The sequence below is a fragment of the Flavobacterium sp. CFS9 genome, assembly GCF_041154745.1.
In the GTDB taxonomy this organism is placed as follows: Bacteria; Bacteroidota; Bacteroidia; order Flavobacteriales; family Flavobacteriaceae; genus Flavobacterium.
Map to the genome: position 1 here is coordinate 2,595,260 of NZ_AP031573.1, position 14,251 is coordinate 2,609,510.

Here is a 14,251-nt window from a genome sequence, read left to right on the forward strand (position 1 = left end):
AACAGATGACAAGTTTGTTGGTAATTATAGTTTTAGTTTTATTAGCAGTTGCATTGTGGCAATTGACCAAGATATTTGATCTTACGCAGGTAGGATCCTCTTCTTCGGACGATTCGCAGGTTGCATCCGATAATGATAATAATGTTCAGGGATATATCATGTTTGGCTTCTTGGCTTTCATTTATATCTTTACGATTTACGGTTTATTGAAATGGGGTAATTTAGCACTTCATACACCGGCTTCAGAGCACGGACTTTTGGTAGATAACTTAATGAACATTACATGGGTATTAATATTCACAGTTCAGGTTATTACACAAGGATTATTATACTGGTTCTCTTTCAAAAACAGAGGACATAAAGATAAAAAAGCTTTATTCTTTGCTGATAGTAATAAATTAGAAGCAATTTGGAGTATTATTCCATCTGTAGTTTTGGCTTGTTTGATCCTTTACGGATTATACGCTTGGAACAACATTATGTTTGTTGATAAAGACGAAGATGTAATTGAAATCGAATTATACGCACAACAATTTAAATGGACAGCAAGATATGCTGGTCAGGACAATGTTTTAGGAAAAGCAAACGTTCGTTTAATTGAAGGTGTAAATACTTTAGGAGTAGACATGTCTGATCCTAATGCTCAGGATGATATTGTAGTTACTGAATTGCATATTCCAAAAGGTAAAAAAGTACATTTCAAAATGCGTTCTCAAGATGTATTACACTCAGCTTACATGCCTCACTTTAGAGCGCAAATGAACTGTGTTCCCGGAATGGTTACTGAATTTGCTTTCGTTCCAACTTATACAACTTCTGAATACAGAGAGTTGCCATTTATGGTGGAGAAAGTTGCACACATCAACAAACTTAGAGCTGAAAAAAGTGTTGAGTTAGTTGCTAAAGGTGGAACAGCTTTAGATCCTTACACATTTGATTATTTATTATTGTGTAATAAAATCTGCGGATCTTCTCACTACAACATGCAAATGAAAGTAGTTGTAGATACTCCGGAAGATTATAAAAAATGGTTAAGCGAAAAAGCTACCTTAGCTCAGGATATTAAAGCTGCCGCTGCTGCAGATGCTGAAAAAAAGGCTGGTGAAGAAGCAAAAGCAAGCACTGATAGTACTGCTAAAGATACTGTGAAAGCAGTTATTGATACAGTTAAGGCAGTTGTAGCTAAAGTGGCTATGAAATAATATTTATTAAGAAAATTTAAAGTACACATATATGTCAGCAGAAGCGCACGGTCACGATCACGGACACGATCACGAGCACGAACATCATCATAAAGACACGTTCATTACTAAATATATCTTTAGTATTGATCACAAAATGATTGCTAAGCAATACTTAATTACAGGTATTGTAATGGGAGTAATTGGTATTGCAATGTCGTTGCTTTTCAGAATGCAATTGGCTTGGCCAGAAGAGTCTTTTAAAATCTTTAATGTATTATTAGGAGATAAATTTGCACCTGATGGTGTAATGGCAAATGATATTTATCTGGCTTTGGTTACCATTCACGGTACCATCATGGTATTCTTTGTACTGACGGCCGGTTTGAGCGGAACCTTTAGTAACTTATTGATTCCACTTCAAATTGGAGCGCGAGATATGGCTTCCGGATTTATGAATATGATTTCATACTGGTTGTTCTTCTTATCTGCTGTAGTAATGTTATGTTCCTTATTTGTTGAAGCTGGACCGGCATCTGCAGGTTGGACAATTTACCCTCCATTAAGTGCTTTACCACAAGCAATCCCAGGTTCTGGAACAGGTATGACTTTATGGTTAGTTTCGATGGCTATCTTTATCGCATCTTCTTTAATGGGATCTTTGAACTACATTGTAACAGTTATCAACCTTAGAACAAAAGGGATGTCTATGACAAGACTTCCATTGACAATCTGGACATTTTTCGTAACAGCTATCATTGGTGTTATTTCGTTCCCGGTATTATTGTCAGCTGCTTTATTATTGATCTTTGACAGAAGTTTTGGTACTTCATTCTTCTTATCTGATATCTATATTGCCGGAGAAGTTTTACACTACCAAGGAGGTTCTCCTGTATTGTTCGAACACTTATTCTGGTTTTTAGGACACCCTGAGGTTTACATCGTAATCTTACCAGCGATGGGTCTTGTTTCTGAAATTATGGCTACAAACTCTCGTAAACCAATCTTTGGTTACAGAGCGATGATTATGTCAGTTCTTGCAATTGCATTCTTATCTACAATTGTTTGGGGTCACCATATGTTTATTTCAGGTATGAATCCTTTCTTAGGATCTGTATTTACTTTCACCACTTTATTGATTGCAATTCCATCTGCTGTAAAAGCGTTCAACTGGATCACAACTTTATGGAAAGGTAACTTACAATTCAACCCTGCAATGTTATTCTCTATCGGAATGGTTTCTACTTTCATCACTGGAGGTTTAACAGGAATCATTTTAGGAGACAGTACTTTAGATATTAATGTTCACGATACTTACTTCGTAATTGCTCACTTTCACTTAGTAATGGGTATCTCTGCACTTTACGGAATGTTTGCTGGTATTTACCACTGGTTCCCTAAAATGTACGGTAGAATGTTAAATAAAAACTTAGGTTACATTCACTTTTGGGTAACAGCAGTTTGTGCTTACGGAGTATTCTTCCCAATGCACTTTATCGGATTAGCTGGTTTACCAAGACGTTATTATACAAACACAAACTTCCCATTATTTGATGATTTACAAAATGTGAATGTTTTAATTACAACATTCGCTCTTGTAGGAGGTGCGTTCCAATTAGTATTCTTATACAACTTCTTCGTTAGTATTTTCTACGGTAAGAAAGCTGTTCAGAATCCATGGAAATCAACAACATTAGAGTGGACTACTCCTGTAGAGCATATCCACGGTAACTGGCCAGGTGAAATTCCTCACGTATACCGTTGGCCGTATGACTACAGTAACCCGAATCACGATGTAGATTTTGTACCGCAAAATGTACCGATGAAAGAAGGTGAAGAAGTTCTACACCACTAAAAATACTTTAAGAGACTGTCTGCAAAGACAGTCTTTTTTGTTTTTAGACTATCTGCTAAATGGACTAATAATTCGCTAAAACACATTTTGACACGAATTATACGGATTTACTTCGTAAAAAAGCGGATTAGAACAGATTAATTAAAGATCCGTTTTAATCTGCGTCTTCGCGTTAGCGAATCTGTACAATCTGCGTTTGATTTGACAGATTTCCACGATTATCAATATAAAAAATCAGTATAAGCTGTTTTTCATTTTTAAAAATTAGTTCGAGTAATGAATAGTCATATTTGTTTTTAGAGCTGTGTTCAGCACTTAGAATAGAATTTCAGGTTATATTATTTAACGATCATAAGATTTAATCCAAATTTCAATCGTGACAGGGTCATTATTTAAATTTGCTTTTGCCCTTTCAGGGTCATTCTACATCTTAATCTAATTTATAGTACTTTGCTCATGCTTTTCAGACTTTAGTTCTTTTTCTTCCCAACTTTTGTTCCCGATCCGAAAAGGTTAATTAGTTGTAGTGGTCATAATTACCCTTAGTTTAGTGTGGATTGTAAAAGTGAGAAAAATAGCAATTTAAGTATTTGAGGGATAGATTATTATCGTATATTTATGTGGAGGTAGTTTTGATTTTCCATTAGTAATTTATTCACTGGTAATATGAAGACACAGACGATTTCCCATACGATTTTTAGTTTTTTTAAAGACAGAAAGGGAGTCTCTTTTTTACGTGAGAATGATAAAATTATCCGACAGTTTGTATTTACTATTTTTTTTATCGGAATCGGAATCTGGTTTATCAAACACGAACGTTCGGAATTAGTAGAAGTTAATACTGTAATTACCAATGCTAGCTTTTTTTGGGTTTCGTGCGGAATTGCCCTTGCTCTCTTGTATGTGTCTCTTCAGGCGTTAATGTATTTTGCCTCTTTCAAAGCTGTTCAGAGCGGGATATCGTTTAAACAGGCCATTATTTTATTTCTCAAACGGAACTTTGTTAGTGTATTTTTGCCGGCGGGTGGGATTTCTTCTTTGGCGTTTTTTACAAAATCGATTGAAAAGAGTGGTGTAAAGCCGACTCAGATTCATTTTGCTTCTGTGGTTTATGGTTTTGTCGGGATACTCTCGGTTATTATCGTGGCCATTCCTGCATTACTTTACTCTTTATTTGAAGGAACTGTTGGATCTGGCGAGGGATATGCCTTGGGAGCAGTTGTGGTTTTAGCTCTGTTTGTTTTTCTGATTTATAATTCGATAATAAAGAGGGGAGCACTGTACCGGCTGGTTATAAAACTTCTTCCTTCTGCAGTTGTCTTTCTCGATGATTTGCGGCAAAACAAAATCTTAAAAAAGAACTTTCTGCAAGTTGTCTTTTATTCTGTACTCATCGAGTTTGCGGGAATAGCGCATTTGTATATTGCGATGATTGCCTTAGGATTTGAACCGTCATTGCCTGCCGCTGTAATTGGGTACATTGTTTCGGTTATTTTTTTAATCGTTTCTCCTTTTTTAAGGGGACTGGGGGCTATCGAAATTTCAATGAGTTTTATATTGATACAATTCGGGTTTGATAATGTTAGTGCTATCGCCATCACTTTTCTGTATCGTTTCTTCGAATTTTGGATTCCATTGCTGGCGGGAGCATTAATTTTTTTGTTCAATGTCAATACTTTATTGATGCGAGTGGTGCCGTCGTTTTTGCTTTTTGTTCTGGGATTGATAAATATAGTTTCCGTTCTAACCCCGGCGATTTCAGAACGTTTGCACATTTTGAGAAATATTATTCCTGTCTCGGCTATTAAAGCATCCAATTATTTCGTGATAACTGCCGGTTTGTTCATGCTGGTGAATGCCGCATTCATGCTCAAAGGTTTGCGAAATGCTTGGTGGTTTGCCATTTTTTTAAGTGGTATTTCGGTCGTCGGACATCTTACCAAGGCGATTGATTATGAAGAAGCAGTAATTGCCCTGATTGTTTTCATCAGCTTAATTGTTACCAGAAAAGAATACTATATAAAAAGTAATTCGCATTTGCAGAGTATCGGATTAAAAACAGTTTTAATCACTATGGCAGCGGTTTTAGTGTACAGTATTCTGGGATTCTACTTTTTGGATAAGAAACATTTTGGAATCGATTTTCATTGGGAACAATCGATTAGATATGGATTTCAGAATTACTTTTTGGTGGGCAGCTCTGAGTTGATTCCTCTCGACAGATTCGCGAGACGGTTTTTACTTTCGATAAATATTAGCGGTTTTTTATCTATCGGTTTTTTGATTTTCGCTTTAATTCGGCCTTACACCATAAAGAAAGAAGCAGTAGAAGATGATTTTTTGTTGGCTAATAATCTTCTGGTTCAGTATGGAACTTCTGCTTTGGACTATTTCAAAACGTATGACGATAAAAATATTTTTATAGCGAAAAGTAAAAAGTCTTTTTTAGCTTATCGTGTGGCGGATAGCTTTGCGGTGGTTTTAGAAAATCCCGTGGCAGCATCGGAGGATGAATTTAAACAATGCATTGTCGAGTTTGATCAGTATTGTTACGAGAACGGTTTACGAAGTATTTATTATCGTGTTCCTGAAGAAAATTTAAAAGTCTTTGCCTCATTGCACAAAAAGAGTTTGTTTATAGGACAGGAAGCGGTTGTGGATTTATCGGTATTTACGATGGAAGGCGGTGCGAAAAAATCGTTGCGTAATGCGATAAGCAAAGTCAAAGAAAAAGGTTTTAAAACGACTATTCATACCGCGCCGGTAAAGGATGGATTACTTCAAAAAATAAAAGCGGTAAGCGATGAATGGCTTGCAAATACGGGAAGAACTGAAATCGTTTTCTCGCAAGGTAAATTTGAGTGGGAGGAACTCAAACAGCAAACCATCATAACAGTCGAAAATACTGAAGAAAAAATCGTGGCTTTTTTAAATGTGATTCCGGATTATGCTAAAGGTGAAGGAACATACGATTTGATTCGGAAAACCAATGATGCACCAAACGGGATCATTGATTTTATCCTTTTGGAACTTTTTGCTTATTTGAAAACTCAGGGCTTGACCTCAGTCAATTTAGGGTTAGCAGCGTTAAGTGGAATCGATGACCCGGATACCTTTCCCGAAAAGTCAATGAAGTTTGCTTATGAAAGAATTAAATATTTTTCGCACTATAAAGGATTGCGTGATTTTAAAGAAAAATTCTCTCCGGTTTGGTGCAACAAATACTTAGTTTATAAGCATGATTACGATTTATTACAAGCCCCGTTAGTTTTAAATAAAGTCGTAAAACCATAGTTAGGTGATGAAAACGGAGAGAACAGTACGGTTCAATTGGACTAGAATTACAGCAGTAATCTGTATAATCACCTGTATTTCTGATTTTGCAGTGTTGTTTGTTTTGGGAGGATATTATCAGGAGTATAGTCAGCTGCGTAACACCATTAGTTCTTTGGGAGCAACTATTAGTCCGGTATCGAGATTAATTTCTGCCTGGTGGATTTTCATTGGAATCATATTCATTTTTTTTGGAGTCATTTTCAAAAAAGCCTTTGATAAAGATGGAAGATATGTAAAACTTGCTTCTATGCTGATTATGGTATATGGATTAGGAGAAGGGATAGGCTCCGGTTTGTTTAAAGCAGATGTAATAAACGGTCAAAAGACTTTTTCGTTTCTTCTGCATGATATCGCAGGCGGTATCGGAATTATTGCTGGAGTATTGCTGCCTTTAGTAATGTGTCGGGTAATTTCGAAAGAAGATAATTCACAATTTTACTGTTTTTCATGGATTGTTTTTATCATTGGCATTAGTACGCTGTTGCTCTTTGGGATTCGTTTTCCTTCTGTTGCAGGCGATTTAATTGCTTCATGCAAGGGGCTATGGCAAAGGCTTTTTCTGCTGAATCTGTATGTTTATTTTATGGCAATTTCCGTCATAATGTATAATAGGGAAATTATAGTTTAGGATTTCATAATGTTAAAAAATAATCAAGATGAATAAAATTATAACACTTCTTTTGTCGGTTTTTATTTTTGGGACTAACGGTTATGCTGTAACAACAGATACGCTGAGAGTTGGACCATTTGGAAAAGTGACGATTTACAAACCCAAAACAGCACCAACGGCGGTTGTTTTGTTTGTTTCAGGTGATGGAGGATGGAACAGCGGTGTGGTGGATATGGCTAAAAATATTGTCGATCAGGGCGCTGTGGTTGCGGGGATTGATATTCAGCATTATTTTAAGGAAATAAAAAAAGAAAAATCTAAATGTTATTATCCTGCCGGAGACTTTGAAGAGCTTAGTCTGATGCTGCAAAAAAAGATAAAGTTAAAGCAATATTTAAAGCCTATATTGGCCGGATATTCTTCCGGAGCAACGTTGATTTACGGTATGCTGGCCCAGGCTCCCGCGAATACTTTTGGCGGAGCCATTGCTTTAGGGTTTTGTCCTGATATTGAAACTGACAGGACTTTATGCGACGGATCAGGGTTAACCTCACATGTTTTGAAAGAGGGTAAAGCTTACTTTCTGGAAAAAACAGAAAAATTATCGGCTCCTTTTATCGTCTTGCAGGGAATTACCGATCAGGTTTGTAATTATGCCGACACCAAAAAATATATGGAAGGCATGAAGCAGGGAAAATTAATTACACTGCCCAAAGTAGGACATGGATTTTCTGTTACTAAAAACTGGCTGCCACAATTTGCCGGTGCTTTCAGGGAGATTTTGAACACCCCGAATTATAGCCAGCAGAAATCAGAACAAAATGCTTTGCTTAAAGAACAGCATCTTGCACCTTTGCCTTTTGAAATGCCGTTAATCTTAATTCCGACAAAGAGTAAAGAGGAAACTTTACCTGTAGCTTTTTTAATTTCGGGTGATGGAGGATGGACCAGTTTTGACCAGTCTGTCGGTGAGGTACTAGCAGAGAAGGGAATTGCCGTAATAGGATTGGATTCCCAGAAATATTTTTGGAATGCCAAAACTCCTGTCGAGACTTCGAATGCAATAGCCAAAGCAGTGGAACATTATTTACAGCAATGGAATCGAAAAACATTCATACTTGCCGGTTATTCATTTGGTGCTTCTGTCATTCCTTTTGTGACAGGTAATTTTCCGGAAACCGTAAAAGAAAAATTAAAAGGATTGTATTTGTTATCTCCGGATGCAAAAGCTGATTTTGAAATTCATATTGCAGATATGCTGAGTATGGAAAGTTCGAGGGATACTTATGATGTGATTTCCGAAATCAAAAAAATCAAATCATATAATCCAATTTGTTTTTTTGGGGATGAAGAAGAGGCTGCAACCCGAAATCGTTTTTCAGAAGCCGGAATTAAAACTATTGCTTTGCCCGGATCACATCACTACAATAATGATTATAACAAAATAGCAGAGAGTATTCTGAAAGAGATCAAATAACAAAAGTCACTGCATTATTCGGGTTTTGGGTAAAAAAAATCACGCGTGAAGTACCGCAGATTCTGGGATTGTAATTTATTTTGAAAAAAATGTATTTTTTGAGGTAACAAATAGTAGAGCACTGCATCAAAAGAGAAACTTTAAAAAATAACATTATGAAAACTAAATCAATTTTACTTGTCGTGTTCATGCTTATTATTTCAAAATCTGTTTTTTCGCAAACCGCTTTTAAGGTCGACGTAAAAGGAAAAGGAGCGCCAGTTTTATTATTTCCTGGTTTTGGCTGTACAGGAGAAGTTTGGAATGAAACTGTAGCCGAACTTTCTAAAAATTACGAATGCCATATTTTTACTTTTGCCGGATTCGGAAATGTTCCTCCAATTGAAGGTCCTTGGTTGTCTGCAATAAAAAATCAGGTTGTCTCTTATGTCAATACTAAAAAACTAAAAAAAGCCACCTTAATAGGGCATAGTTTAGGAGGAACTCTAAGTTTGTGGCTGGCAGCCGAAGAAACAAATTTGTTCAAAAAAGTAATTCTAGTGGATGCTTTACCGGCGAGTGCGGCTCTCATGATTCCAAACTACAAAGGAGATGTCATTCCTTATGATAATCCGCAAAGCAAGATGATGCTGGCGATGGATCAAAAGGCTTTCAGCGCGATGAATTCTCAGGCAACGTCTTATATGTGTCTCAATAAAGAAAAGCAGAAAACAATCAACGAATGGATGAATGCCGCTGACCGAAAAACCTATGTATACGGTTATATCGATATGCTCAATTTGGACTTGCGTAAAGAAATTGCCAAAATTAAAATCCCTGTAGTAATTTTAGCGGCGACTAATCCCGATCTTGCAACCGTACAAAATACCTATAAAGCGCAATATGAAAATCTACCATCGGTTAAAATTTATTTTGCAGCAAACTCAGCTCATTTTGTAATGTACGATCAGCCGGAATGGTTTATGGAAAAAGTAAAATCAGAAATACGTTAAGGTGAATAAAAAAGAACAATTTAACGAGATATACGACAAGCATTACAACAAAGTGTTTCGTTTGTGCAAGGGGTATTTTTGTGGAGATATTGCATTGGCTTCTGATGCTGCTCAGGAAGTTTTCATCAAGGTTTGGGAGCATTTAGACACCTTCCGAAATGAATCGAGCATCAGTACCTGGATTTACAGGATCACTGTTAATACCTGTCTTCTTTACTTACGAAAATCTTCTGCCAAAAAAGAAATCAGAACTGATATAATGCCTAAGGTCGCTTCAGAAGTCTATTCGGATGAAAAAGAAGAACAGCTGCAGCAAATGTATCAATGCATACAAAAGCTCGAAGAAACCAATAAGATGATCATTCTGATGATTTTAGACGGGATCGAATATCCGGAAATATCAGATGTAATCGGGATTACGGAAGAAACGCTTCGGGTTAGAATTCATCGAATTAAAAAAAGTTTAACGCAATGTGTACAAAATGAAAACATTTGAAGATTTACAAAACATTTGGGATCAGCAAACAGCATCCGATATAAAACCAGCCGCCACTGATGTCATTGAAAAGGCAGAGGCACATACCAAAAAAATAAAACGCAATCATTTGTGGACCAGAATGATTCTGAGTCTGACGGCAATCCTACTTATCGCTTATTACATTTGGGTGGGAGCCTACAAACAAACCGTTTTCAGTTTCGGATTGGGGATAATGATTACCATGCTGGCAGTTCGTATCGCTTTGGAGTGGATGAGCGCAAGAAAATTTGAGAACTTAAAGACAGACGTTCCTTTAATCGAATATAGCAGGCAGGCTCAGCAGTTTTATCAATGGAGAAAAAAAATCCATTACATTTTTACGCCCATAATTTATATGACTTATGTTGCCGGCTTTACCTTGCTTTTGCCCATTTTTAAAGAAAATTTCTCCAAAGGGTTTTATCTCTATATCCTCATTAGCGGATTTGGCTTTTTACTGTTTTTCGGACTATTGTTAGTGAGAATTATAAAAAAGGAAGTAAAGCTTCTGGACTTTTTAAAAAACATCTCGTAAAAAGAGTATGGCAATTCAACTGGCGGATAACGAAGGGTGTTCACCACTAGTCCGACAAAGTAATGACTTAGAACCTGAAACCTGAAACTTGGAATTTAGGATTTGGAATTTGAGATTTAGGCTCTAGGATTTGGAATTTGTAATTTTTTATTTGAAATAGAACTGTTTTACAAACTAATTTCTTTGTCTATCTTTGTAAAATGAATGAAAACTTAGATCCCACTACAAAAGGGTACAATCCGGAAGAATTAGATCTTGAAAAAAGATTGCGTCCGCTGTCATTTGATGATTTTGCCGGACAAGATCAGGTTTTAGAGAACCTAAAGATTTTCGTTGCTGCCGCTAATCAGCGTGGTGAAGCACTCGATCATGCTCTTTTTCACGGACCTCCGGGATTGGGTAAAACTACTTTGGCGAACATTCTGGCCAATGAGCTTGAAGTGGGGATCAAAATTACTTCAGGCCCTGTTTTGGACAAACCGGGAGATTTGGCGGGATTGCTGACCAATCTTGACGAAAGAGACGTTTTATTCATTGATGAGATTCACCGTTTAAGCCCTGTTGTCGAAGAATATTTGTACTCGGCTATGGAGGATTTCAAAATCGATATTATGATCGAATCCGGACCCAATGCCAGAACCGTACAGATCAATCTGAATCCTTTTACGCTGATAGGAGCTACCACGCGTTCCGGATTATTAACGGCCCCAATGAGAGCTCGTTTTGGAATTTCGTCCCGTTTACAATACTATACTACTGAACTTTTGACCACTATTGTTGAAAGAAGTTCTTCTATACTTAAAATGCCCATTTCACTGGACGCTGCTATCGAAATAGCCGGAAGAAGCCGTGGGACACCTCGTATTGCCAATGCATTACTGAGAAGAGTTCGTGATTTTGCACAGATAAAAGGAAATGGAACCATCGACATCGAAATTGCGCGTTATGCCTTAAAAGCATTAAATGTAGACGCGCATGGACTGGATGAAATGGATAACAAAATTTTACTGACCATTATCAATAAATTCAAAGGTGGTCCTGTAGGACTTTCGACTTTGGCAACTGCGGTATCAGAAAGCAGTGAAACCATTGAAGAAGTTTACGAACCTTTTTTAATTCAGGAGGGGTTTATTATGCGTACACCACGCGGACGTGAGGTTACGGATAAGGCTTACAAACACCTGGGGAAAATAAACACCAACATTCAGGGCGGATTGTTTGAATCCTATTAAACATGTCTGAAAATAAAAAATACAAGTACCCGAACAAGCTTTCTATCGTCAGGTTCTTTTTAGATGCCGAAGGAGTGCGCAGAAATCCAATTCCGTATCATAAAAGATATTTTGATCAGTTTGGAGACTCTTTTTCGCTTCAGATAGGACGTTCGAAACACTTGATTTTATCACGTGACAATGAGATTGCCCAGCATATTTTGCAGAAGAATCAAAGGAACTATCACAAATCTAAATTTCAGTCCGTTTACCTTTCAAAATATTTAGGAAAAGGACTTTTAACCGTTGACGGTGATTTTTGGCTGAAGCAAAGACGACTCATTCAGCCGGCTTTTCATAAACAAAAGATGAATCAGCTGGTGGAGAATATGAACGATACAATCGTTTCAGAATTAAAGGAATTGGAGGAAGATAAGTTTATTGATCTCTTTCCTGTGATGAGTGAGTTGGCATTTAATGTAGTGGCGAAATCACTGTTTCATCTTTCGATTTCGGAAGAGAAATTAAATCGGATCAAATACATCATCGAAGAAGTTCAGCATTTTTTGATCAAAGAAATTCGGCTTCCGCATAAAGCATGGTGGTTTTCTGTGAGTGGTCAGGTGGCAAAACATTTGGAACTGGCTGAGGAAAACAATCGAATCATTCAGGAAATTATCGACGAGCGCACCACTTCGGGTGAGCCCGTAAACGATTTGCTTCAGCTGCTTTTAGAAACACGTTACGAAGATACCGGTGAAGGAATGTCGGTCAAACAACTGATTGATGAAATTAAAATTCTTTTTATTGCCGGACATGAAACCAGTGCCAATGCCTTAACTTTTACACTATATCTTTTGGGAAGAAATCCGGAGATTCAGCAGAAAGTATTGGATGAAATTCTGGAGATCGAATCTCAAACGGAGAATGTAGTCGAACAATTGCAGAAAATGACTTATTTGAATGCCGTTATCAATGAAGCGATGCGTTTGTATCCGCCAGCGTGGATTACAGACCGACAAAATGTGGAAGACGATATTATTGGGCAGTATCATTTAAAAAAGGGAACACTAATTGGAGTTTCTTTTTATGAGCTGCACCGAAATCCTAAATACTGGGAAAATCCCGAAGAATTTATCCCTGAGCGTTTTCTTGGAGAGCAAAAGAAACACTCGATGCAATATTTTTATCCTTTCGGAGCCGGGCCAAGAATGTGTATCGGAGCGGGTTTTGCAATCTATGAAATGTGCCTTACTGTGGCTCATGTTGTGAAAAAATATGCAATTAAATCGGAGACTGATGTTGTTCAATTCAATCCGTTAATTACTTTAAAACCTGTTGGAATAGAAGTTTTATTCTCTAAAAGATGACAATCAATTCTAAAGAGACCTATTCAAAATTCATAAAAGCTGAAGCCAAAAGGCTTGGGTTTCTTTCTTGCGGAATATCCAAGGCAGGATTTCTGGAAGAGGAGGCACCACGTCTTGAAAAATGGTTAAACAACAACCATCATGGGCAGATGGCGTATATGGAGAACTACTTTGATAAACGTCTGGATCCTAATTTATTAGTAGATGATGCCAAGAGTGTAGTGTCACTTTTACTCAATTATTACCCAACAGAAATCCAGACGGAGGAAAGTTTTAAAATTTCGAAATATGCCTACGGTCAGGATTATCATTTTGTCATTAAAGAAAAACTAAAAGAATTTTTACATTCGATTCAGGAAAATATCGGAGAAGTATCCGGCCGTGCTTTTGTAGATTCGGCACCTGTTTTAGATAGGGCCTGGGCAGCAAAAAGCGGACTGGGCTGGATTGGTAAAAGCGGTAACCTGCTGACTCAAAAAGTAGGCTCTTTTTATTTCATTGCCGAACTTATTCTGGATTTAGATTTAGAGTACGACCACGCTACAACCGATCATTGCGGATCCTGTACCGCCTGTATTGATGCCTGTCCCACACAGGCGATAGTGGCTCCTTATGTAGTAGACGGGAGTAAATGCATCTCGTATTACACTATCGAACTCAAAGAAAACATACCTGCCGAAATGAAAGGCAAGTTTGATGAATGGATGTTTGGCTGTGATACCTGTCAGGATGTTTGTCCGTGGAACCGGTTCTCAAAGCCGCATTCCGAACCTTTATTCAATCCCAATCCGGAATTACTTTCTTTTTCTAAAAAGGATTGGATCGAAATTACCGAAGAAACTTTTCGGTTAGTTTTTAAAAATTCTCCTATCAAAAGAACCAAATTTGATGGCTTAAAACGCAATATTCTCTTTCTTGAGTAAAACTAAAAACAGGATGTATTTTGTCTTGTTTTTTTGTTTTATTAATGATTTTGGATGTTTTTGTTTGGTTTTTTCATATTAACAAAAGCTTTAAAAAGATGTAATTTGCTGTAAATCAATGGAATAAATTATTGTAAAGCCTTGTTTTTGTAACTACTTAATAATCAGTGCGTTTATTTCTTGGATAAGCTTTTTTTTATTAAATTTGTGTTAAGTCGCCCCAACGTTTTACTGTTATTTCTTT

11 protein-coding genes are annotated in these 14,251 nt (G+C 37.0%); all 11 read left to right on the forward strand.

Annotation, left to right across the window (positions count from 1 at the left end; all coding sequences use genetic code 11):
* The first annotated feature begins 5 nt into the window (after window positions 1-5).
* Window positions 6-1,202, forward strand: a complete 1,197-nt coding sequence (locus ACAM30_RS11300; RefSeq protein WP_369618578.1) for a cytochrome c oxidase subunit II — start codon at window positions 6-8, stop codon at window positions 1,200-1,202.
* A gap of 31 nt (window positions 1,203-1,233) precedes the next feature.
* Entirely contained in the window at window positions 1,234-3,036 is a 1,803-nt protein-coding gene (locus ACAM30_RS11305) for a cbb3-type cytochrome c oxidase subunit I (protein WP_369618579.1), read from the forward strand.
* Window positions 3,037-3,702: 666 nt separating this feature from the next.
* Window positions 3,703-6,330: a bifunctional lysylphosphatidylglycerol flippase/synthetase MprF gene (mprF, locus tag ACAM30_RS11310; RefSeq protein WP_369618580.1), complete on the forward strand. Its 2,628-nt coding sequence runs from the start codon at window positions 3,703-3,705 to the stop codon at window positions 6,328-6,330.
* Window positions 6,331-6,337: 7 nt separating this feature from the next.
* Complete coding sequence (locus ACAM30_RS11315) at window positions 6,338-7,000, forward strand: DUF998 domain-containing protein (RefSeq protein ID WP_369618581.1); 663 nt, start codon at window positions 6,338-6,340, stop codon at window positions 6,998-7,000.
* Between the two features lie 28 nt (window positions 7,001-7,028).
* Window positions 7,029-8,459, forward strand: a complete 1,431-nt coding sequence (locus tag ACAM30_RS11320; protein ID WP_369618582.1) for an AcvB/VirJ family lysyl-phosphatidylglycerol hydrolase — start codon at window positions 7,029-7,031, stop codon at window positions 8,457-8,459.
* A 155-nt stretch (window positions 8,460-8,614) separates the two neighbouring features.
* Window positions 8,615-9,451 carry an alpha/beta fold hydrolase gene (locus ACAM30_RS11325; RefSeq protein ID WP_369618583.1) on the forward strand — a complete coding sequence of 279 codons (837 nt, stop codon included), beginning with the start codon at window positions 8,615-8,617 and terminating at the stop codon, window positions 9,449-9,451.
* 1 nt (window position 9,452) lies between these two features.
* Complete coding sequence (locus ACAM30_RS11330; protein WP_369618584.1) at window positions 9,453-9,947, forward strand: RNA polymerase sigma factor; 495 nt, start codon at window positions 9,453-9,455, stop codon at window positions 9,945-9,947.
* Window positions 9,934-10,503 (forward strand): hypothetical protein, encoded by a 570-nt coding sequence (locus ACAM30_RS11335; RefSeq protein WP_369618585.1) that lies wholly within the window; start codon window positions 9,934-9,936, stop codon window positions 10,501-10,503. The genes ACAM30_RS11330 and ACAM30_RS11335 overlap by 14 nt, the downstream gene beginning before the upstream one ends.
* 200 nt (window positions 10,504-10,703) lie before the next feature.
* Complete coding sequence (gene ruvB, locus ACAM30_RS11340) at window positions 10,704-11,735, forward strand: Holliday junction branch migration DNA helicase RuvB (RefSeq protein ID WP_369618586.1); 1,032 nt, start codon at window positions 10,704-10,706, stop codon at window positions 11,733-11,735.
* Window positions 11,736-11,737: 2 nt separating this feature from the next.
* A complete protein-coding gene (locus tag ACAM30_RS11345) occupies window positions 11,738-13,084 on the forward strand; it encodes a cytochrome P450 (RefSeq protein ID WP_369618587.1) in 1,347 nt (448 codons plus the stop codon).
* Window positions 13,081-14,007, forward strand: coding sequence for a tRNA epoxyqueuosine(34) reductase QueG (queG, locus tag ACAM30_RS11350; protein WP_369618588.1), 927 nt, complete (start codon window positions 13,081-13,083; stop codon window positions 14,005-14,007). Before ACAM30_RS11345 ends, queG begins: the two co-directional genes overlap by 4 nt.
* The last annotated feature ends 244 nt before the right edge of the window (window positions 14,008-14,251 follow it).